The 20,356-nt window shown below is 66.4% G+C and carries 22 protein-coding genes; 11 read left to right on the top strand and 11 right to left on the bottom strand.

Annotation, left to right across the window (positions count from 1 at the left end):
* The first annotated feature begins 69 nt into the window (after positions 1 to 69).
* From ACFUO4_RS41910 to ACFUO4_RS41890, 5 genes are all read left to right on the top strand, one after another.
* Positions 70 to 339, top strand: coding sequence for a hypothetical protein (locus tag ACFUO4_RS41910; protein ID WP_383495877.1), 270 nt, complete (start codon positions 70 to 72; stop codon positions 337 to 339).
* A complete protein-coding gene (locus tag ACFUO4_RS41905) occupies positions 332 to 865 on the top strand; it encodes a DUF6879 family protein (RefSeq protein WP_383495490.1) in 534 nt (177 codons plus the stop codon). Before ACFUO4_RS41910 ends, ACFUO4_RS41905 begins: the two co-directional genes overlap by 8 nt.
* A gap of 180 nt (positions 866 to 1,045) precedes the next feature.
* Positions 1,046 to 2,248 (top strand): IS110 family transposase, encoded by a 1,203-nt coding sequence (locus ACFUO4_RS41900; protein ID WP_383495487.1) that lies wholly within the window; start codon positions 1,046 to 1,048, stop codon positions 2,246 to 2,248.
* On the top strand, positions 2,245 to 2,499 hold the full coding sequence (locus ACFUO4_RS41895) for a DUF6879 family protein (protein WP_383495484.1): 255 nt from the start codon (positions 2,245 to 2,247) through the stop codon (positions 2,497 to 2,499). The genes ACFUO4_RS41900 and ACFUO4_RS41895 overlap by 4 nt, the downstream gene beginning before the upstream one ends.
* A 95-nt stretch (positions 2,500 to 2,594) precedes the next feature.
* Entirely contained in the window at positions 2,595 to 3,230 is a 636-nt protein-coding gene (locus ACFUO4_RS41890; RefSeq protein WP_383495481.1) for a DUF6082 family protein, read from the top strand.
* Positions 3,231 to 3,957: 727 nt separating this feature from the next.
* On the opposite strand, the gene ACFUO4_RS41885 is transcribed toward ACFUO4_RS41890, so the two are convergent.
* Together ACFUO4_RS41885 and ACFUO4_RS41880 are read right to left on the bottom strand one after the other, a co-directional pair.
* Positions 3,958 to 4,323 carry an STAS domain-containing protein gene (locus tag ACFUO4_RS41885; protein ID WP_383495478.1) on the bottom strand — a complete coding sequence of 122 codons (366 nt, stop codon included), beginning with the start codon at positions 4,321 to 4,323 and terminating at the stop codon, positions 3,958 to 3,960.
* A gap of 143 nt (positions 4,324 to 4,466) precedes the next feature.
* Positions 4,467 to 4,607, bottom strand: a complete 141-nt coding sequence (locus tag ACFUO4_RS41880) for a hypothetical protein (RefSeq protein ID WP_383495475.1) — start codon at positions 4,605 to 4,607, stop codon at positions 4,467 to 4,469.
* Positions 4,608 to 4,714: 107 nt separating this feature from the next.
* Here ACFUO4_RS41880 and ACFUO4_RS41875 point away from each other — a divergent pair, with 107 nt between their 5' ends.
* Together ACFUO4_RS41875 and ACFUO4_RS41870 are read left to right on the top strand one after the other, a co-directional pair.
* On the top strand, positions 4,715 to 5,017 hold the full coding sequence (locus ACFUO4_RS41875) for a trypco2 family protein (RefSeq protein ID WP_383495472.1): 303 nt from the start codon (positions 4,715 to 4,717) through the stop codon (positions 5,015 to 5,017).
* A gap of 2 nt (positions 5,018 to 5,019) precedes the next feature.
* On the top strand, positions 5,020 to 6,594 hold the full coding sequence (locus tag ACFUO4_RS41870; RefSeq protein ID WP_383495469.1) for a serine protease: 1,575 nt from the start codon (positions 5,020 to 5,022) through the stop codon (positions 6,592 to 6,594).
* A 642-nt stretch (positions 6,595 to 7,236) separates the two neighbouring features.
* Here ACFUO4_RS41870 and ACFUO4_RS41865 read toward each other — a convergent pair.
* Positions 7,237 to 7,500, bottom strand: a complete 264-nt coding sequence (locus ACFUO4_RS41865) for a hypothetical protein (protein WP_383495466.1) — start codon at positions 7,498 to 7,500, stop codon at positions 7,237 to 7,239.
* Positions 7,501 to 7,755: 255 nt separating this feature from the next.
* On the opposite strand from ACFUO4_RS41865, the gene ACFUO4_RS41860 reads away from it, so the two are divergent.
* Entirely contained in the window at positions 7,756 to 9,561 is a 1,806-nt protein-coding gene (locus ACFUO4_RS41860) for an Hsp70 family protein (protein ID WP_383495463.1), read from the top strand.
* Positions 9,562 to 9,575: 14 nt separating this feature from the next.
* On the top strand, positions 9,576 to 10,313 hold the full coding sequence (locus ACFUO4_RS41855; RefSeq protein ID WP_383495460.1) for a hypothetical protein: 738 nt from the start codon (positions 9,576 to 9,578) through the stop codon (positions 10,311 to 10,313).
* Positions 10,314 to 10,630: 317 nt separating this feature from the next.
* Here the strand turns inward: ACFUO4_RS41855 and ACFUO4_RS41850 are convergent, their stop codons facing one another.
* The 8 genes from ACFUO4_RS41850 to ACFUO4_RS41815 all read right to left on the bottom strand — a co-directional run bounded on the left by ACFUO4_RS41850 (position 10,631) and on the right by ACFUO4_RS41815 (position 19,066).
* Positions 10,631 to 11,677, bottom strand: coding sequence for a phosphotransferase enzyme family protein (locus ACFUO4_RS41850; protein WP_383495457.1), 1,047 nt, complete (start codon positions 11,675 to 11,677; stop codon positions 10,631 to 10,633).
* 58 nt (positions 11,678 to 11,735) lie between these two features.
* Positions 11,736 to 12,620 (bottom strand): aminoglycoside phosphotransferase family protein, encoded by an 885-nt coding sequence (locus ACFUO4_RS41845; protein ID WP_383495454.1) that lies wholly within the window; start codon positions 12,618 to 12,620, stop codon positions 11,736 to 11,738.
* Between the two features lie 210 nt (positions 12,621 to 12,830).
* Complete coding sequence (locus ACFUO4_RS41840; RefSeq protein WP_383495452.1) at positions 12,831 to 14,258, bottom strand: glutamine synthetase family protein; 1,428 nt, start codon at positions 14,256 to 14,258, stop codon at positions 12,831 to 12,833.
* Entirely contained in the window at positions 14,258 to 15,697 is a 1,440-nt protein-coding gene (locus ACFUO4_RS41835) for an amino acid permease (RefSeq protein WP_383495874.1), read from the bottom strand. Before ACFUO4_RS41835 ends, ACFUO4_RS41840 begins: the two co-directional genes overlap by 1 nt.
* Positions 15,698 to 15,874: 177 nt before the next feature.
* Entirely contained in the window at positions 15,875 to 16,876 is a 1,002-nt protein-coding gene (locus tag ACFUO4_RS41830) for a hypothetical protein (RefSeq protein ID WP_383495449.1), read from the bottom strand.
* 207 nt (positions 16,877 to 17,083) lie between these two features.
* On the bottom strand, positions 17,084 to 17,278 hold the full coding sequence (locus tag ACFUO4_RS41825) for a hypothetical protein (RefSeq protein WP_062723556.1): 195 nt from the start codon (positions 17,276 to 17,278) through the stop codon (positions 17,084 to 17,086).
* Positions 17,278 to 17,718, bottom strand: coding sequence for a hypothetical protein (locus ACFUO4_RS41820; RefSeq protein WP_365176822.1), 441 nt, complete (start codon positions 17,716 to 17,718; stop codon positions 17,278 to 17,280). Before ACFUO4_RS41820 ends, ACFUO4_RS41825 begins: the two co-directional genes overlap by 1 nt.
* 109 nt (positions 17,719 to 17,827) lie before the next feature.
* Positions 17,828 to 19,066, bottom strand: coding sequence for a helix-turn-helix domain-containing protein (locus ACFUO4_RS41815; RefSeq protein ID WP_383495445.1), 1,239 nt, complete (start codon positions 19,064 to 19,066; stop codon positions 17,828 to 17,830).
* A gap of 572 nt (positions 19,067 to 19,638) precedes the next feature.
* Between ACFUO4_RS41815 and ACFUO4_RS41810 the strand changes: the two genes are divergently transcribed.
* Together ACFUO4_RS41810 and ACFUO4_RS41805 are read left to right on the top strand one after the other, a co-directional pair.
* Positions 19,639 to 20,082, top strand: a complete 444-nt coding sequence (locus ACFUO4_RS41810) for a haloacid dehalogenase-like hydrolase (RefSeq protein ID WP_383495442.1) — start codon at positions 19,639 to 19,641, stop codon at positions 20,080 to 20,082.
* Entirely contained in the window at positions 20,079 to 20,219 is a 141-nt protein-coding gene (locus ACFUO4_RS41805) for a hypothetical protein (RefSeq protein WP_383495438.1), read from the top strand. Before ACFUO4_RS41810 ends, ACFUO4_RS41805 begins: the two co-directional genes overlap by 4 nt.
* Positions 20,220 to 20,356: the final 137 nt, after the last annotated feature.

Raw genomic sequence — 20,356 nt, 5'->3', positions numbered from 1 at the left:
TTGTTAGCCTCGGATCGATCTTCACATGGTGTAGGCCTTCAACTACGGCTTGAGGTTGGGGAGATGGCGATAGGTCGCCCGTGGGAAGCGGATGCCGACGCTGGATTCGTGCGCCGGCTGGGCCGTTCACCACAGGAGTTGGGATTGACGAGCGGCTCGGAGAGTTGCCCGGACATCTGGGAGATGGACAACGGCGACGTCGCGGTGATCGGTCGTGACGTGACCGCTCTCGTGGCCGAGCGTCTTCCCGAGGGAGTCTCCGTCGGGCCCGACGAGCGCCTTGTGATCATTCCGAGGAGTCTCCTCGCTGCTGCGAAGCCGGACATGCCCGATGCCTGATGTGAGCGCGGCCGAGCCACCGGGCGTCGACGCGCCGAGCATCAGCGCGCTTGTCGCGTCGGCGCCCGAAGCCCGAGGTCCTTTCCTGCCCGTCAGGGAATACCTTCAGGCGTTTCGGGAGGACTACGCCCGTCCCGAGGTCACGACCTTCGACAAGTTGGAGTGCGGGCAGCACTTCCAGGAACCAGGTTTCTCGTCGTGGGAGGCGTTCAACCGAGGGGCTTGGCGCGAGTCCGTCGACCTGATCGAGGAAGTGCAGCCCGCGATCAAGCGGCAGTTCGATGACGCCGAGTCCCGCGGTCTCGTGCTGCGCCGGGCCCGCTACATCGAGCTCCCACCGTCGGACTACCTCGTCTGGGAGATGGCCGTGCTCCGCGAGCGGGTCAGCCAGGGCGAGCACATCCGGGTCGTGGCCAGCCAGGCCCGACCCGGCTTCCTGGCACCCCCGTTATGTTTTCCGCGGTCCTGCAAGAGGATCGCTGGCCTCCGGGCCCGGCATGGCTGTTCCCCCCTGTCGAGGGCATGACCTGGGGGGTGGTGCCACCGGGCCCGAGAGGCGCCGTTGGAGACGCTGATGAGAGGTCCGACTACCGCCCGGCCGAGCGCAACGCCCGGCCTTTCGTAGGCGGCAGGTCTGCATAACGTGGATGCGCGCACGACGCCAACGCCCCGGCCAGCACCGCACAACCCCGCATCGGAGGACGGCTTGAACGACAGCGACGAGATAGGCGTCTTCCTGGGCCTGGACGTCGGCAAGAGCCACCACCACGGCCACGGACTCACCCCGGGCGGCAAGAAGGTCTTCGACAAGCAGCTGCCGAACACCGAGCCGAAGCTGCGGGACGTCTTCGAGAAGCTGAAGACCAAGTTCGGCACCGTCCTGGTGATCGTGGACCAGCCCGCCTCGATCGGCGCCCTGCCGCTGACGGTGGCCCGGGATGCTGGCTGCAAGGTCGCCTACCTGCCCGGCCTGTCGATGCGGCGGATCGCCGACCTCTACCCCGGCGAGGCCAAGACCGACGCCCGCGACGCGGCCGTCATCGCCGACGCGGCCCGCACCATGCCGCACACCCTGCGCTCGCTGGAACTCACCGACGAGATCACCGCTGAACTCACGGTCCTCGTCGGCTTCGACCAGGACCTGGCCGCCGAGGCCACCCGCACCAGCAACCGGATCCGCGGCCTGCTCACCCAGTTCCACCCGTCCCTGGAACGAGTCCTCGGCCCCCGGCTCGACCACCAGGCCGTCACCTGGCTCCTCGAACGCTACGGATCCCCAGCCGCCCTGCGAAAAGCTGGACGCCGCAAACTCGTCGAGGTGATCCGCCCCAAGGCCCCGCGCATGGCCACGCGGCTGATCGACGACGTCTTCGAGGCACTCGACGAGCAGACCGTCGTGGTCCCGGGCACCGGCACACTCGACATCGTCATTCCCTCCCTGGCCCGCTCCCTCAGCGCCGTCCACGAACAACGCCGGGCCACAGAAGCCCAGATCAGCGCCCTGCTGGAGGCACACCCTCTTTCCAAGGTCCTGACGTCGCTGCCCGGCGTCGGCGTCAGGACCGCCGCCACCCTGCTGGTCACCGTCGGCGACGGCACCAGCTTCCCCACCGCCGCCCACCTGGCCTCCTACGCCGGCCTCGCGCCGACCACGAAGTCGTCCGGGACCTCGATCCACGGCGAACACGCACCCCGCAGCGGCAACCGCGTCCTGAAACGCGCGATGTTCCTGTCCGCGTTCGCCGCGCTGCACGACCCCGCCTCCCGCACCTACTACGACCGATGCCGGGCCCGCGGAAAGACCCACACCCAGGCACTTCTCCGCCTGGCCCGACAACGGATCAACGTGCTGTTCGCGATGCTCCGCGACGGCACCTTCTATGAACCCAGAACCCCACGCCTCGCTTGACGAAAGACATAGAGGCACCCCCCCGATGGTTTTCCGAACTTGTCATTCTCGGGACCATCCGTCTCTATGAGCTGAGGTACGGACCGGACGGCGTACTGGCCGGCGCGTACCAGTACGACGACGCCCAGTTGATCGAGGCCTGCCGCACCGACTTCGAGCAGCTCTACGGCACGGGTGAGGACTTCTCGTCGTTCCACGACCGGGTCACCGGCCCTCTGCTGCGCGCCCGTTGCGCGGAGGCGTCGGCATGACACCACCTCCGGAACCCGTTCCCGGGACTGCCACCCGCGCGGCACGCGTCCTCCACGGACGCCCCTGGTACCGGTCGCGTGCGGCGACGCTGGCGTTGTCTGTACTCGCGGTCGTGTGCTCGATGGGCCTCGTCGTCATCTCTCCCCTGGCGCTTCCCGCGCTGGACGGCAACGGAGAGGACTGGCAGCGGATCGGCGACATCGCCCAGGCGTACGGTGCCGTGTCCGCGCTCCTGTCCGGTCTGGCCGTCGTCGGCGTGGCGGCCTCGCTGGTACTCCAGGCACGGGAAGCGAAGGCTGCCCGCGTGCAGAACACCCGCTTGATGCACATGGAGTTCACCAAGCAGGCCATGGAGAACCCCGAGTACCTCGACTGCTGGGGCGGCCCCGACGCCTCCCGGACGGTTCTGCTCCGACGACAGCACATGTACGTCAACCTGGTGGTCTCGCACTGGGAGATGTGGTTCGAGCTCGGGGACCTCACGGAGCAGTGGCTGGCGTCCATGTGCGACGAGATCTTCGCCGGCGAGATCGGCCGCTCGTTCTGGGCACGGACTCGACAGGCCCGTATCTCGACGGCTTCCACCCGGCGGATGAAGCACTTCAACCAGATCATCGACGCCCGGTACGAGGCGGCGCTCAACACCCCACCACGGACCGAGCCGGCCTTGCCTGATCTTGGAGTGCCCGGAGTCGTGCCACCACGCGCGGCTGATCAAGACCGGTCCTGAACGCCGCGCACATACAGACGAACACACGATGCACGTGTCCGCCTAGCAAGCAGCAACCGCACCTCTGCGGGAAGCGGCTCCGGCCCGCCCGAGCGTCGGCCAAGACCCGTGACCGTGTCGGGCCGGGTGCGTTGGGAGGGTGACACGCGCGTACACACCGGGTGTCGCGCGGTCACCAGCTCCTCGCCGGCGTGAGGCACGGGACCTCGTGCGCCCTGCCTTGGTGAGCGGCTGTCATGGCAGGTGGCCCCTGGTCTTCCCCTCGAAGACCAGGGGCCACCGATATTCCGGGGTGGCTTATCGCGGATGCGACCGTCGGCGGGCACACTGAGGGCGTGTCGCCTTTCTCCGTGTCCGCCGTGCTGCTGGTGGACGACGAGCACATCCCCATCGAGGCGGAGTTCGATGAGGTCACGCCCGCCGAGGTTCCCCAGTGGGGCGGCCCAGTGCGGGGTGTTCCGCTGCGGCTCGCGGGCGCGCTACGGCCGGGGCGTCAGGCACGGCTGATCTGGCCGCATGGACGGGAATGCGGCGTGCGGCTGGGCGGGCAGCCGCAGATGGACGCCGAGGGACGGTTGATCGTGGCGTTTCTGGGCGAGGACCCGCCACCCGCCAGCCGACGCTACAGCCGACACGGGGACAGTGGTCTGTCCTCCGAGGCAGGGGCAACGGGAGGATGCTGCCTTCGAAATGGATCAGAAACCGTGAACGGGACGGCTGAGGGGAGTCAGTCGGCGGCGGCTTCGGCGACGGTCGGCCGCACCGGCAACACGGTGTCGGCGCCGGTCAGTTCCAGGATGCGCGCTACCTGAGGGGAGGGTGCGGCCACACGCAGGTCGGTCTGGCCGTGGATGTTCAGGAGCAGGGTGAGGAACATCGAGTCGGCGAACGCCACCCCTGCCGCATCGACCACTACCCGCTGGTGTTTGCGCGCGGCGGTCTGCAGCGCCTCCGCGAGAGCGGCAGAGGTGTGGTGATCGAACTCGCCGCTGACGGCGATCACCCAGACGTCACCCAGCCCGTACTGCACCACCGCGGGGGCACGACGCTCGGGTGAGGGTCCCGGTGTGAGCGGTACGTCCTCGCCGGTCATGCTCCTGATTATGCCGTCACGGCCCAGTACCGTGTACAGGGTCCCCAGGGCCGCGACACGCGCTGCTCATCGGCAGCGCCGGCCAGAGTCTTGCCGGATATCAGGCTGTCGAGCCGGTGCGCCCCGGGGGTGAAAACAGCCAGTCAGAGGTTGGCCCTGGTGCTTCTCAGCGGGCTGCGGGTGGGGGTGAGGACGTCGCCGTCGACGCAGTGGCTGGTGCTGTTGCCGTTCCAGGTGCCTGAGACGGGAACCACCTCAAGGCCGTCGTCCGCATGGTCAGACACGGCGTACCGGTCTCCGAATCAGATCTCAGCAAGTGCTGCACCTGTCTCCACCTGCGGTACTAGGCTTGTGATGTCTATTCGGTCAGAATCATCCGAAACGGGGCGACATGAGCGAACTGGGTCTAGCAGAGGCTGTCGAGACGATTCGTGATGAATTGAGGCTAGCCATAGCCGGAGCCGCCTCGGACATCCAGTTCCCTGTAGGGCAAGTGACCCTTGAGTTCCAAGTCGGCTTGAAAAAGACTGCTGAGGCCGATGGCAAGGTCAAAGTGTGGGTGCTGCAGTTTGGTGCGGGCGGCAAAGTAGAGCACGACGCCGTACAGAAAGTGACCATAGTCCTCGAGCCGCCTGTCGACACAAATGGAGACCCCATCAAAGTGTCATCCGGGTCTCAGAGCAAGCCCAACTAATCGTGCGTGGCGCTGTGATTCAAGACCGATTGGTCGAGGTCCTGGCTGATCGCGGAACCGACACCGTCCCTAGATGGGCAGTGGGATCGGGCTTCCTCATCGATGGTCGGCGCGTCCTGACCTCAGGGCATGTCGCAGGCAAGGGTGCTTTGTTCGTTCGACGTGCCGGCGAAATCGGTGGGCCCAAGACAGAATGGAACGCGACCCTAAAACTGTTTGGCGACTTGGAGACTGCGGATCTGGCGCTGATCGAGCTCGACGAAGAGGTCAGTGACCTGCCGCCGATGCGCTTTGCGCGGATCTCCCGACGGACACCGAATCTGACCACCGTGGAAAAATGTCACGCCGTCGGGTTTCCCCGCTTCATGAAGAACAGCGACGGTCCGTCGGCCGTCCGCGAGACTTGCCACGTCAGCGGCTACATCCCCATCGCAGAGCACCTTGTCTCCGGCCTCCTAACCCTTCAGGTAACGCACAAACCCAGACCGCTTCCCCCTGGTCGGGAACCATTGAGGGAATCGCAGTGGTCGGGCATGTCGGGTGCGGCCGTCCTTGTGGAAGACAGAATTCTGGGCGTGATTTCTGAGCATGTCGAACGGCAGGGAGAGTCTTCCCTCACTGTGGTTCCCATTAGCCTCATCGAAAATCTTCCGAACGCCAACTCGTGGTGGACAGAGTTGGGCGTAAAGCTTGTCGATTTCCAGGTGTTGCCACAGCCTCAGTCGATGCTCACGCATCAAATGCGTTCAGTTGTGAGACGCTGGCGTGGCAGTTCCGTGAGAAAACGGGCACTCATGGTGGCGACTGTCATTAGCGCGGTGACGCTCACGGCGACGTTGACAGTGGTCCTGGACCGGAACCACTCCGGGACTGTGGATGGGGCACGCTCAGGAAGCCCCGAAAAGGAGACACAAGGAATAGAAAACCTAGGATTTACCGTAGCTTCATCAGATAAATCATACAGGGCCATACTCCCTCTCCAAAACCTCCGAAGTGAGGATCAGTCCCTCGCCGAAGTGGAACTCATCGTCACATTTCAAGGGCCAGTTTGCGCAGAAGTCCCATACATACTTGTCTACGGCATCCAAGCGCCCATCACCGTGGACCCTTCAGGGAAAATAAAACAAGGATCAGTTTCTGCTAATTCTGGACTGGCGCAAGGATTCACAACCCCCGCCTCGGGGGAACTGAATTGGGGATGCGGAATGGACCAACTGCAGCTGCGGTTCCGCCCATCGGGTGCCGTCCTTGCACGCAAGTCAACTACATCCATCGTGATAGACATTCCCCGGAATCTCAGCGTAACGAAGATGATCAATGGCGTCGACGGTTTTGAGACTTTAAAAGCAGAGTTGCCTTCAATGAGCGATCGATACCCCGAATACATCGCCTTCCATGCGATCTCCACCGTCCACTCTGGGGAGAGGATCAGCTCGTGCTTTCTGCTCGCGGCGAGCGATTATAAACCCGCAACGGGGCCTCAGCGCTGCGACACTAAAATCGACGGGACCCCGGTCTTCTGGAGACAGCGATACGGACCGAACCGGAGTTGGCTGAAGTATGAGAGGGTCAGCTGACACCTGTCATGTAAAGGCTGTCTCGTTAAGTGCATCTTTCCGTGATCCTGGTTACAGGAAAGTCTTAGTTGTGTGGATGTCCGTGGCTCATGCCGTGATCCAGCCTCACGAGTGACCGATCGCTTCCTACTTCCTGGCTGGCCTTGTGGACAGACAGGGTCTCCGAGACTCTCTCGGCCATGACAGGCGAGTTCGATCATCGGCGCTGCTTCCCTCCGGGGACCAACCAGGTCCGGCCGGCCATCTACGACGATCAACCCGCGGCTCGCAAGCTCGCCCAAGTCACCGGGCGGACGTCGGCAACGGTTACTACCTCGATCCGGTCGCGTCCTGGTCCAGTTCCAGGAGTACGGCGTTGTCGACGTGGGCACGGACCAAAAAGGGCCATGGCCTGGTTATCGGCTCGAACGGGCGGCCTGATCTACGTCGCGGGGCCCGACGGGGCCATTCACCGGGCACCGTCGGCCTCGCTGGACGAAGCAGGGTTCGACAGGCTGACGGATGACCTTCGACAGTTTCTGGAGCTGCTGGAGCGCTCCCTGACAGGGTGCAACGCCGGTGCCGACCCGGGATACCCGTAAGCGCAAGCCTCAGTGCCCATTCTGTTAGGCACTGTTACTCAGACCCCAGCGATTGCAGCTTTCAAACCACGCCGTTCCGCTTCAGAATGCTGCGAACGGTATTCCGTGAGTGCCCGGTGAGCTGCGCGATTTCCACTTCGCTTAGGCCTGCTTTCTTCGCGCCGGTTACGAGGGGATCCCGCGAGGCGCGCATACGCCCATATTCAGCGAGTCGCTCACGCAGATCATCTTCTGAGGCGTCCTCCCCCTGCGGCCGGTGTGCGCCGGGACCGCTGGTTTCGTAAATGCCGATCAGGTGCGAGCGCCTCGTGCTGTCGCTGTACATGCGGGCACGCTAACCCGTAACAGCCTGCGAATGCACAGTTCTGCGCACCCGTGTTCAGGCTTGCACACGACCATTGCGCCGTTCGAGTGGCCGCGCGCCCACCGTGGGCACACATCCTTGAGCGAAGCGAGTGTTTCTGCCAGATCTGAGACTGCCGCTGCGCTCTCAACCGGGCTCCCTGTGCAGTTCTGCACAGCGCACCCCCCGAGTTGTCCCATCGTCAGCGGAGACCCACCTGTCCCGCCTCTCATCGAAATGAGCCTCGTGTCCTCAGCTCGCCTTGTCGTGGCCATTGACGTCGGCACGCACGCCATCGGTTCGTCCTGGTGCGTTATTTCAGACTCCAACGCCGACCCGGTCAGCCGGAAAATCCACTTCTTCAACCAATGGGAGTCCCAGCCTGCACCGACCGCCAAGAACCTGTCCGCGCTCCTGCTGGACGCCGACGGAGATCTGATCGCCTGGGGGTACGAAGCCCGTCGCCTATGGCTGACTCAAGGAGCCGAACTCCGTGAGAAGGGCGCCCGCTATCACCAGGGCTTCAAAATGGATCTCGGCGCGCATCCGGTGTCAGATCCGGAGAACGCGATCCTGGCCGAGAACGACCCGGCCGAGGAGGAGAGTGCCCCGACAGCGGCGGGTTCCACCAGCTTGAGCGTCGACGAGGTGACGCCGGACTTGCTGTCGACGTTGCTGCGTCAGGTGGTGACGACGACGCTCAGACAGATCACTGCCGCTGGCTACGACGAGGACGATCTGCGCTGGTGCCTGACCGTCCCTGCCTGTTGGAGCGACTACCAGAAGGCGGTAATGCGGGATGTCGCCAAGAACGCCGGCCTCCCCGGCGAGGACGGCCGGGTGCTGCTGTCCCTGGAGCCGGAATCGGCGGCGCACTATGCCCGCGTAAGCGGCGTTCGCGTCATCGGCGAGGACGGCGATGCAGGCGAAGACCTGATGGCGCCCGGGGCTCGCTTCATGGTGGTGGACTGCGGCGGCGGCACCATCGACATCACCGCCTACGAGAACGACGCGGCCGGAAAGATGGTCGAGATCGGCCGCTCGATCGGAGACCGGTTCGGCTCCGATTTCCTCAACCGGGCTTTCGAGGAAAGCCACTTGGCCGAGTGTCTCGGTGACACAGACATCCTGGACGAGATCAGGGACAGCTGCCCCGAGGCCCTGCTCAACCTCATCGACCAGTGGGAACGCGCCAAGCTGCACGTCACCCTCGACCAGGAGGACAGCATCAACCTGCTGATCCCCTCCGCCATCGACCGCCGCATCGGCGCGGCCGCACGCAAGCGCCTGGCCCGGCGCCAGAACAAGGTCAACGATGCCATCGTTCTAACCCCCGCAGACATCCACGCCCTGTTCGACACCGTCGTTCCCGGCACCCTGGACCTGATCGACACCCAGCTGCGGGCGATGGCCGCCACGCGCGGCGAGAACACCAAACCCGACGTCATCCTCCTCGTCGGCGGCTTCAGTAGTTCCCCCTACCTTCAGCAGGCCGTCAAGGAACGCTTCGGTGACCGCGCCCTCGTGATGGTGCCCCCCAATCCCGATATCGCCGTCTTGTTCGGCGCCACCCACTTCTGCTACGACCCACAGACGCGCGCCCGACGCAGCCGGTTCACCTACGGCACCGAGGTGAACAAGCCGTTCAAGGAAGGGGTCGACCCCGAGGACAAGCGGTACGTGACCACTTACGGCCTGGTCACCTGCCGTGATCGGTTCTCCGTGTTCGCCCGCGCCGGAGAGTCCATCGCCACCGATGCCGAGGTGATGCACGGCTACGTCCCGTTGGAGGACGACGTCGACGCCATGGAGTTCGACATCTTCGCCACCAACGACGCCGATCCCCGCTACGTCACCGACCCAGGCTGCGACCTCATCGGCACGGTACGGGTGGACCTCGCTTCCGTCATGCGGTTCCCGCGCAGGGAACGCGCGGTGCGCATCTTCATGAAGTTCGGCGAGACCGAGATCAAGGTGCGGGCCGAGCTCGTCCACGGCGGGCAGAGCGTGGCCACCGAGGTCCGTTTCCACTCCAACTACTGACTAGCAGAGGAGCCATGGACATCATCGGCATCTTCAGCCACGACGCGCAGGAGCGAAGCCGCCCAGCGCCTCCCTCGGCCCGAGCCGCCACCTACGACGCCTTGCCTGAGGACCCGCTGAAGCAGGCCCTCAGGCGGATCGGTCAACTGGAACAGACCGTCAAAGCCGGAGAGCGGCAGCACACCCAGATGGGTCGGTCCATCGAGCGGCTGGAACGCCAGGTGGGAATCCTCCTCGCCGCCCGGCTGGAGGGGCGAGACGACCTGGCCGCAGCCCCGCACGGAGACCATCAGGTCCTCGCCCGCCGCTTCCGCACCCTCATCGAACAGAACTTCCTCACCTTCGCCCGCCGCTACGCCAGCCGGTGCGACCGTGTCCTGGACCGGCCCGCCACGGAACAGACCGCCCGGTTGATCAGCCTGCTCAGCCGACAGCTCTTCGCCGAGGACCAGCCCCTTCCCACGGTCCAGGACACCATCCGCCTTCTACACCTGCCGGAACATGACGGGCACATCGAGGCTGCCATCACCGCTCTGCGCGGACATTGCACCGATCTCGCCACCCGCATCCGCCACGCCGGCCTGGACCATGCCTGGGACTTCACCGCCTCCAGCGGTATCCCTGCCGACCCCGCACGCCAAGACGTCTGGGCCGCCTGCGACGCCCGTGCCCCCGTCAGCTTCGTCGTCTCACCGGCCTACCTGGTCACCGGCCGCATGTACTGTCCGCAACTGGTCTTCACCACGGGGTAGATGGCCGCTTCGACGACACCCCTCGCTGTGCTGTTACTGAAGGGCACAGCGAGGGCACCGCGGTGGTGCCCATCAGTCCAAACGCCTCTAGGAGCCCCGGGAGGATCTGGACGTCGAGCAGCGCGATGACTGCGGCCCGGTCCACCTGTAAGCCCAACTCGAGGGCCGGAGAGGTCGTACGGAACCCCAGCTGCGCGCCTTGCGCGGTTGGCTGCCACATGCGGACCGACCACGGTTTGATACGCCAAAGCACCCCCCTGTATGCCATATGTGGTTGAGGCTGTAGTTCGTTCAGTGCGGTCGGAAACCGCTGGTGGTCAAGCCGCACCTCCGCTCGCCCCGAGGGTGGTGAGTTCGTCTTCGAGGCCCTCCAGGTCATCGAGCAGGCGCCGGATGGCGATCTGGCGCTCGTCCCAGTGCCGCTGTAGATCCGCCTCCGCCTCCCGCGGCAGGTCGTACTCGGCGGTGGTGGCGCCGTAGAAGCTGAACAGCATGTACAGCAGCGCGATCCGCGCGCAGGCCTGTACTTCCCGCATGGGGAGACTGGGGTGCTCCGAGCGGTAGGCCCTGACCATGGCCAGGGCGCAAGTGGCCCACTCGGTGCTGGTGGCGACGGTACGAGGGTCGAACGCCGCGCGCCCCAACTCCCAGGCCGGCGTCGCGCTGGCGCAGCGGAAGTCGATGACGCCGGTGACGGCGTCGGCGAGGGTGATCAGGTTGGTGCGGGTGAGGTCCGCGTGCAGCGCCTGTTCCACCAGCGTGTCGGGGACATGCTCCCGCAACTGGAGGATGTGGGCCCGTAGGTCCGCACGCCGCTGGTCGAGGTCAACTCGCAGTTGATCCAGCCGGTCGTGGCCTTGGCGCGTGGCCCTGGCCATCACGATGTCGCACTTCGCCACGGCGTCCTCGACGGGCTCGGTCCTCCAGCGGGTGTGCTGCACGCGCCTGGGGAGCGGGTACGCGGCGAGCGCACGGTGCATGCGCCCCATGACGACGCCGATGTGCTCGGCGAGGGGGACCGTCATCGCCGATGCCGTCACCCGGCCAGGAGCCTCGTCGACCACGGCCCATGCGCTGCCTCCGGCGATGGTGACCAGGTTGTCGTCGGCGTCAGGCCACACCCGGGGAACGGGGAGCCTCGCTGCACGGCAGTATTCCGACATGTCCCACGCGCTGCGTGCCGGGTCCAGGTCGGCCATCGAGCGGTACTGCTTGACGAACAGCCTCAGCCCGTCGTCCGTCAGGACTCGCCGGTTGATGGTGTCCGTGCCCATGTGCACCGGTTCCACGACGTCGGCGACCAGCCCGTACCGGTCTTCCAGTACTTCGGCGGTCAGCGTGTCACCCCAGCCTGCTTCGTCCATACGGATCACCGGTCTCCACGTGCGGACGGACGGGGAGCCATGAGGACGGCGAAGGCGTTCACGCGCGCCACCCGCCCCACACGCTCCTGCCGGTCTCCCGGCGCAGGTTCTCCAACATGGTCTGCGCCTCGTCGACCAGGCCAATGTCGCGGTGCTTGATCCCCCAGTCCAGAGAGTCCAGGGCATCCAGTGCCGCGTATGCCCGGCACGCGCTCTGTTCCTCCTCGGTGAGGGGGCGGCCGTATCCGTGGTGGAAAGCAGCGTCGAGGTCGGGGCGGTGGCACAGGATCCGGTAGCGCAGCCGACTCATGTCGCGGTAGGCGGCGGACCGGAGTTCGGCCCGCTCGAAGTCGATGACCCGCAGGCGCTGCTCGGTCTCGTCCCACATCCAGTTCTTGGGCATGTAGTCGCCGTGCTGGGACACCTGGGGCAGGCGTGGAGGAGCTTCCTTGGCGAGCATGCGCACCATCGCGACGTCGTGCTCTGGCGCGTGCGCCGCCGTACGGTCCATCAGCCGGGCGACCTCCTCGTCCCATGACTCCTCGGTCGCTTCCGGCATCGGCTCGTCGGCTGCCGCGGTGTGGAACCGGGCGAGCAGTTCACCGGCGTGCTCGTAGGCCGCCCGTTCCTGCTCGGCCGGCAGGCGCAGCGTGTCGAGGCCGCGCCCGGGAACGGCGGTGACGAGGACGGTGCGCGTCTGCGTGTCCGCTGAGACCAACTCGGGTGCGTTACCCGGGCCCAGGGCAACCGTCCAGTTCCGGTACGCGTGCACCTCGCGTCGATGGAGTTTCGGGCCCGCGTGGAGCTTCCCGAACCACCTTTCGCCGCTAGGCCCGTTGACCTCCCAGACGGAAGGCCGGATGTCTCCGGGCCGAAGGTGCTCGGCGACCACCGCGTACGTGTCGGTCACCGACTCCACCAGGTGGTGGAGCGCGCTGGGCATGTCGGTCACTGTGCGCCCTTCCGCTCGCCGGGCCGTCCGGACGTACCACGATGAGTGACAATCCGGACGCGCTCAGTGTCATGTTGTGGGTGAGTAGCTTGCCAAGGGCCACTGACAATGCGGCCTGAACTGGTCACCTTTGGTTGGGGACACGGTTGGCGGGTCGGGCGGGCAGTCATGGGAACCAGAGATCCTTCCGGGAGGAGCAGGTCACGCGCGCGCCAGCCACCGCTGCCGCTCGGCATCGGTGACCAGCGGGTGATGGTGGTCGATCTCCAACTGGGCGAGGTGGGCGTAGTGGGCGACCACCTCGGTGCCGAAGGCGTCCTCCGCGAGGGCGCTGTTCCGGAAGGCATGGAGCGCCTCTTGGAGGGTGGGTGGCACCGCTGTGCCCTCCGCGTCGTGGGCGTTGCCGGTCGTAGCCGCACCGAGGGCGAGCTGCTGCTCGACGCCGTGGTCGATGGCCGCCAGGACCGCCGACAGGGCCAGGTACGGGTTGGCGTCCGCCCCCGGGACGCGGATCTCCAGGTGCAGGCCGTCTCCGTATCCGACGACACGGACCGCGCAGGTGCGGTTGTCGTAACCCCACGTCATCGTGGTGGGCGCGCACGAACCGGACACGAACCGCTTGTAGGAGTTGATGTTCGGCGCGTACAGCGGGGCCAGCTCCGGCAGGGCGTCGACGAGTCCGGCGACGGCCTGGCGCGCGATCCGCGAAAGGCCGCCGTCGCCGGGCTCGTTGAACTGGCTGATGCCGCCCCTCCACAGCGACACGTGCAGGTGGAGGCCGCTCTGTATGCCGGTCGCCGGAGCCGCCATGAACGTGGGCGCCAGCCCCGCCCCTGCCCCCAGGACTCGGACCGCGTGCTTGAAAAGCAGGTGCCCGTCGCAGGCGGCGAGCACCCCGCCGTACGGGAAGGTGACCTCCACCTGGCCCGGGGCACCCTCGGTCTTGATTGCCTCCAGGGGAAGGCCGGCCCCGGCAAGCGCGCGCTGTAAGCGGCGGAAGAACCGGTGCGCACCAGGCGGGTGATCAAGCGCGTAGTCGAGGTTCTCCGTCGTAAGAGGCCTCAGCCCTTGGTGTCCGGACCCGGCGACCTCCGCGTACGTGCCCTGGTAGAGCACGAACTCGGTCTCCAGCCCTGCCTTGACGTGCAGGCCGTGCCGGGCCAGGCGCGTCAGCTGCCCCTGGAGTATCTGGCGGGGTGCGACCTCGATCGGTGTGCCGTCATGGTGCACCGCGTCGCCCAGCACGACGGCGGTCCCCTCCATCCAGGGCAGTGTCCGCAGCGTCGACAGCGCCGGACTGACGGCCAGGTCCTGGTAGCCGGTCTCCCACGAGGCCAGCGCGAAGCCGGGTACGGGGTTCATGTCGACGTCCGTGGCGAGCAGATACGCGCAGAACTCGGCCCCGTCGTGGGCGACGTTCCTGAGGAAGTGCCGAGCGTCGTACCACTTCCCCTTCAGCCTCCCCTGGAGGTCGGGAAGGGCCAGCAGCACCGTCCGTATCCGGCACGCCTTGACCAGGTTCCGAAGGTCAGTCAGAGAGAGCTGACCTTCCGAGCGGCCGTGCGGCGAGGAGGTGCGCTTGGTAGCGAGGCGGGCGACGGACCCGTTAGTCGAAGAGGACTCGGTCATTAGACGACCTCGTCCTCGTACGTGCTCGCCGAATGGTCAAAGCTCTGGGCGGGCACCTCGTACGACCGCTTCCCCTTGAATCGCCACGAGATCCAGGCCAGGACGAGGACGGATACCAGCGCGATCGGCGCGTAGTTGAAGGAGTCGACGCTCACCAACGCGTCGCCCTCAGGGCGGGTCTGCGGCAGACAGAAGAGCACGGTCACGAACCCCACCCAGACGACGGCGGCGGTGCCGACCGTCACGCCCCACCGGCCGAGGTTCCACGGGCCGGGCCGGAACAGGTGCCGGTTCTTGATCCGGAGGTAGATCGGTATGGCGTAGGCCGGCGTGATGCCAATGACGTTGATGCTCGTGATCGCCGTGTACGCGGTCGTGCTGTACAGGCTCGGCAGAGCCAGCACGAAGGGCACTGCGACCGCGAGCCATACGGCGAAGACGGGAGTCTGGGTGCGGCGGCTCAGGCGACGCCAGGTGTTGGAGAAGGGCAGGGCGCCGTCCCGGGAGAACGCGAACACCATGCGGCTGGCCGAGGCCAGGCCCGCGTTAGCGCAGAACAGCTGCGCCACGATGATCACCAGCAGCAGGGCCTTGGCGGCCGTCGGCCCGAGCGCGTCGAGGAAGATCTGGGCGGGGGGAACGCCGGTCGCGCTGCCCATGGTTCCGGCGTAGTCCTGGATCGCGAACAGCATCCCGGCGAGCAGCACGAAGCCGACGACCCACGACCAGAAGATCGAGCGGACGATACCCCGGGCGGCGCTGACCTGCGCGTGCTCGGTCTCCTCGGAGAGGTGGGCGGAGGCGTCGTAGCCGCTGAAGGTGTACTGGGCGAGCAGGAGTCCCAGCAGCCCCACGTAGAGGGGGTTGCTCCAGCCCGTGTGGTTGGTGAACTCGCCGAACACGAAGCTCGCCGGCTGGTGGTGGGAAGGGACGAACGCCAGCGCCCCGACGATGACCGCGACACCGGCGAGGTGCCACCAGACGCTGATCGAGTTCAGGATGCTGACCAGGCGCACGCCGAACAGGTTCAGTGTGGCGAGCAGCAGCAGGATGACCGCGAAGATCACCATCGTCCGCTCCGGGGTAGGGGTGAAACCCCACTGGAGGTTGAGCCACGCGCCGGTGAACAGGGCGGTGCCGTAGCAACCGCCGGCCATTCCTCCCATCAGACCGAGCAGGTTGAGCCAGCCGGTCCCGTAGCCCCAGCGGGGGCCGCCGAGCTTGTTGGCCATGAAGTACAGGGCGCCGGACACCGGGTAGGCGGAGGTGACCTCGGCGAGCGCGGCACCGACCATCAGCACCATCAGACCCACCAGGGTCCAGCCCCACAGCATGACGGCCGGGCCACCCGTGGCGAGGCCGAAGCCGAAGAGGGTCATGCACCCGGACAGGACGCTGATGATCGAGAAGCTGAGCGCGAAGTTCCCGAACGGCCCCATGCGTCGGGTCAGCACAGGCTCGTAACCGAGTTCCCTCAGGTAGGCGTCATCGGCCTTCTGTCGCTGGGCGCGGTGGTGCGGAGTTGGGCGAGACACAGGTCAACCTCCGTAGGGAGCGAGAAACAACCGAATGGACAGGTGCATGCCAATTGACATTGAGCGGGCGTCAGCGGACGACTACGGGTGCGGCCCAGCGCGAGGCCTGCGCTTCCGGGAGAAAGAGAGAGACTCAGCGCGCGCCCGAAGCAGCAGCGCTTCCCCGGGGTCCGCCGCTGCCGCGCCGTCATGCACAGAGGCCCAGGGCTCACGCGCCACGTACGGGCCCATAGCCTCGAAGACCTCGGACGCTTCGAGGTACTGGTGACCAGCCCACAAGGCGTAGGCGAGATGGTTCAGGTCGGACACCGAGCACAGCCCGGGAGGCGCCTTGCGAAACCAGTCGTGGAAGGCGTTCAGTGTGTAGCCGAGCGCGGGATCCTCCGCCCACTGCCGCCGCCAGAGCGGATCCGTCCGGGCACGACGCTGCTCGATCTGCGCGTACGCGGGCAGAAGCAGCAGGGGCGAGCCGACCGGCCTCTGCCCCGCCACCGACCAGGCGAAGTCGACGACCGCCGCCAACGAGGAAGCCCGCAGACCATCGAGGGAAAGCAGGAACTGCAGTACGCGATGGTAGGCCTCGCGGTTGTACGGATCACGCTGGTTGACCTCATGGAGGAGTCCCCAGGGGCCGCTGGGGAGCATCGGCTCGGCGGACCGCATCCGGTGCTCCTGACGTAGCTGCTGTGCGTCGACCTGGGCCAGGGCCACCAGGCACACCCACGGCACGGGATCGTACGGAGCACGACGAGCCGCCAGCAGCGCCGCACGCCGCGCCCGCGTCTCGAACTCCAGGGTTCTCGGGTGCTGTTGACGGTGCGCACGCAGCGTCCTCTCGACCGCGACACGTACAGCCATCAGCTGCGCGTCGTAGCTGTCGGGCTCCTCGGCGAGCCAGACGTCGACCACGTCGGACCGGGCGGCGGCCACGGCCAGTAACTGGGTGCGTGACGTTCGCAGTGTCCAGTGCGTGCCCGTCTTCCCCAGCAGTTCGCGCGCCGACTTCCAACGCCCCGCCTGAAGTTCGACCAGGGCCACACGTAGGGCGTCGTCATGGCCGGCGGGGTGATAGACGAGACGCATCAGACTCCCTCGCCACGGACCAAGAGCGGCTGGCGAACGGGATCGGAACCCTTCGTCCGATGCGGACGGGCTGTGCGAGCGGACGCGATCTCCGAGTTGGACGTGAATGTCATCAGGGCCTCAGGCAGGTTGGGGGAAGGGCCGCCAAGTGCATGGGGCGGACCGCCGGCCGAGCGGGGAAGAGGAATCCGAAGCCGAGTCGGGTCCCTAGAAGCGAATCTGTCCGATCATGTCGGCGACGCCGGTCATGAACCGGTTGATGCTCGGGGCCACGGAAGTGCTCGCCAGAAAGAACCCGAAGAGCACGCACACGATCGCGGGTCCGGGTTTCACGGACTTGCCGCGGACCAGAACGATCACAAGGATGCCGAGCAGCAGCACGAGGGAGATACTCAGAGCCATCAGGAAGCCGTCTCCTCGGCGGTCCCTCGCCGCTCCCGGCGAGCCTGGCTCAGCGCTTGGCGCAGAGCATCGGGGCGTGTGAGCGCCCGCGGGCCGCGGGGGAAGACGTGCCAGTGCATCCCCGGAGGTGTCGTGCTCTCGGCGGACGGCACGACGACGTGGCACTTCTGTCCCAGCGCGACGGTTCCCGGCTCCTCCCAGCGGGCCGCAGTACCCACGGGAACCAGGAAGTACAGCCGGGGCTCCGGACCGCCGTGGTCCAGGATCACCGGACCGACCGGCTCGTCCCCCTCCTGGAGGATCTCGATCGCGCGCTGGCCCACGGCCTCCACGGCGCGCACGGCATCCCACCACTCCCCCGCCGAGCACAGCTCGGGCTCCTCGCCGATGGGCATCCAGCGCGGCGGGTTCGCGCGAGCCGCGGGATTGTCGTCGGACATGGAAAAGGCCTCCTCACCACTGCGTGTGAGGAGACCATTCCATTCAGCAAGCTGTCCTGCGCGGACAGCTTGTCCGTGGGCTCCGCTCGCCAAAGCCCTTGACACAACCTCAGGTTGTGCTAATGCCAGTCCAACTACCGAACGCGGACAGCTCGTTGGAGGGATGAGCGTCCATCCTGAGCAGCGCCGCAGTGGTCTCGCGAACGGACGGGTGGAACCGCGTGTGGTTGGGCGCGACCTTCCGTGCGCGCTTGAGGTCCGCGAAGGCACCGTCCCGGTCGTTCTCCGCGAGCTTCGCGGAGGCCACGTCGATGAAGTGGTGGCTCGACCGCTCGCCGACGGTCGTAGCGGGCGGCGCCCACTCACCGCCGGAAGTCGGAGACCATTCAACGAGACGGGCGAGGGCCTGCTCGGTGTCGCCCGTGTCGATCATCGCGTGCACCTCGTGGATGCGGATGTTCGTCGGACCGAACGACATTTCGTACGCGAGCGAGTCACGGTTGCCTGCCATGGCCGCGACCTGCTCCGCCTCCCTCAGGTAGTCGTCGGCGCGGTCGGCGTTGTTCTCGCGGGCTTCGAGTACGGCCAGCTTCAGCAGCAGCGCGCCGTCGACGGCGAGCGCGTCCTGGGTGAAGGAGCGTTCGGGCTGGACCCGCTCCAACTCGGTTCGCAGCCCGAGGAGTTTGCGGCGGGCAGGCGAGTACGCACCCTGGCGCAGCATCGCTCCCGCGACAAGGTAGCCAGCCGTGAACTGCATCAGCGGGTCGCCGGAGTGGTCGGCCGCCCAACGGACGCGTTCCAGGGCCGTGTTCGAGAGGTCGTGGTGGCCCATCTTGTGGGCCAGGGAATTCACCGCGCGATAGGCGCGTGCCAGGTGCCAGAACGCCTTGGCCCGATCGCCATTGTCGCCAGCGAGGGCCACATGCGTCAGCTCGGTGATGATCGGCGGCAGCAGGGGGCCCATCGGGGCATAGCGTGCGTCGCGGCGCAGGGCCGCCACCTGGTCGACCTCCGAGGCGAGCACGGGAAGCGCCCGCGGAGCGATCTCCAGGTCGTCGGGGCTGTCGTAGCAGAGCAGAAGACGGCGGAGCTCGGGTATGACGGCGTGGACGCCGTCCTCCGCCTCAGGCTCGCCGTAGTACGGCTGGCCGGTCAGGACCTCGGGACCGAAGCGCAGCGCCTTGGCGAGAGCCAGTACCAGCGAGGGTGAAGCCTTGCGCGCGCCCGACTCCAACTTCTGCACGTAGCTCGGGGAGACCGCGACCTTCTGTGCCAGTTGGGCGGCAGACAGTTTCCGTGTCCTACGAGCGATACGGAGACGGTCTCCCAGCGTCAGGTTTTCACTCATCGGTGGACCTGTCCCTTCGCGATGAAGCACTTCGATCAGAGTACGGATAATGTCCAAGCCTGCGCCCTTGGTCGCCAACTGTTAACAGAGCCGATGGCCCCGCGCCCGAGACGTGGATTCGTGACAGCGGCCCGAAGCGGCTTGCCGTCGCTTCCTGATCCGCCGATCACACGACCGAAACGGGGCATGTCTGGATGAAGCGGACGAGAAATGAGTAGGGCCATCGCCTGACAGTCAAGAGGTCAGCGTCGAAGTACCTACGGACAGATTGTCCGCGCGAATCCAGCCGTGTCGGAAACCCTCCCTCGCCACTGGCCGCGGACAGTAGCCAGGCACTCACGTTGACATAATCGGCGCGGCTGGATCCACGTACTCTCGCAGCCACAGGGTGGTCCCGGTCAAGGGCAAGGAGTCGGGAGTGGCTGAAGCCGAACAGTTCCTCGTGTTGTGGGACATCGACCGCACGCTGTTGTACGTCGGTGAGATCGATCGGCAGGTCTACCGCGAGACCTTCGCCGAGATCGTCGGGCGGCCCCGCAAAGCGGCTTCCGGCCCGGGGAACCGGCGTCACCATGCCCCTCGCGATCCGATCCCTGCTCCTGGACAACGGCGTGCCGACATCGGACGTTCCCCGGCTGCTGCCGCGCATGGTCGAACTCCTGCCGGAGCGGCTCGCGGCGCATCGGGAAGACCTGCGCCAGCAGGGCGTGCTCATGCGGGGCGCCGTATCGGCCCTGAAGGCCGTGCACGAGCAGCCGCTCTACGTGCCGACCGTCGTCACAGGGAACCTCAAGCCCAACGCGCAGTTGAAGCTCGAGGCCTTTGGGCTTGATGCCTTCCTGGACACCGAGATCGGCGGATACTCCTCGGATGACGAGCACCGGCCCTCCCTCGTCGCCGTCGCGCAGAAGCGGGCTCAGGCCAAGCTCGGGACAGCTTTCACGAGCACCAACACCGTCATCATCGGAGACTCCCTCGAAGATGTCCGCACCGGTATCGAAGGCGGGCTTCGGTGATCGGCATCGCGTCCGGCAAGGCCACCGCCCACGAACTGGCCTCAGCGGGAGCCGACGCAGTACTCGACAGCCTTGAGGACGTACTGCGGCTGTTGTCCGAAATCGCGACGGTGACGCGCACTTTCGGTGAGAGGTGACAGCCAATCAAGCGGAGATGCGACTCTCCTCGCTGTCCAGCGGGTCACGTCCGCTGGAGTGGTGTATTGACGGCCACTCGGTGATCTCTTCTTTGAGGCTATGCGGTGAGTTCGGTGGGCAGGTCGGTGTCGTCGGT

This window comes from Streptomyces sp. NPDC057280, assembly GCF_042668605.1.
GTDB lineage: Bacteria > Actinomycetota > Actinomycetes > Streptomycetales > Streptomycetaceae > Streptomyces.
This window is presented reverse-complemented; position numbering and strand designations above follow the sequence as displayed.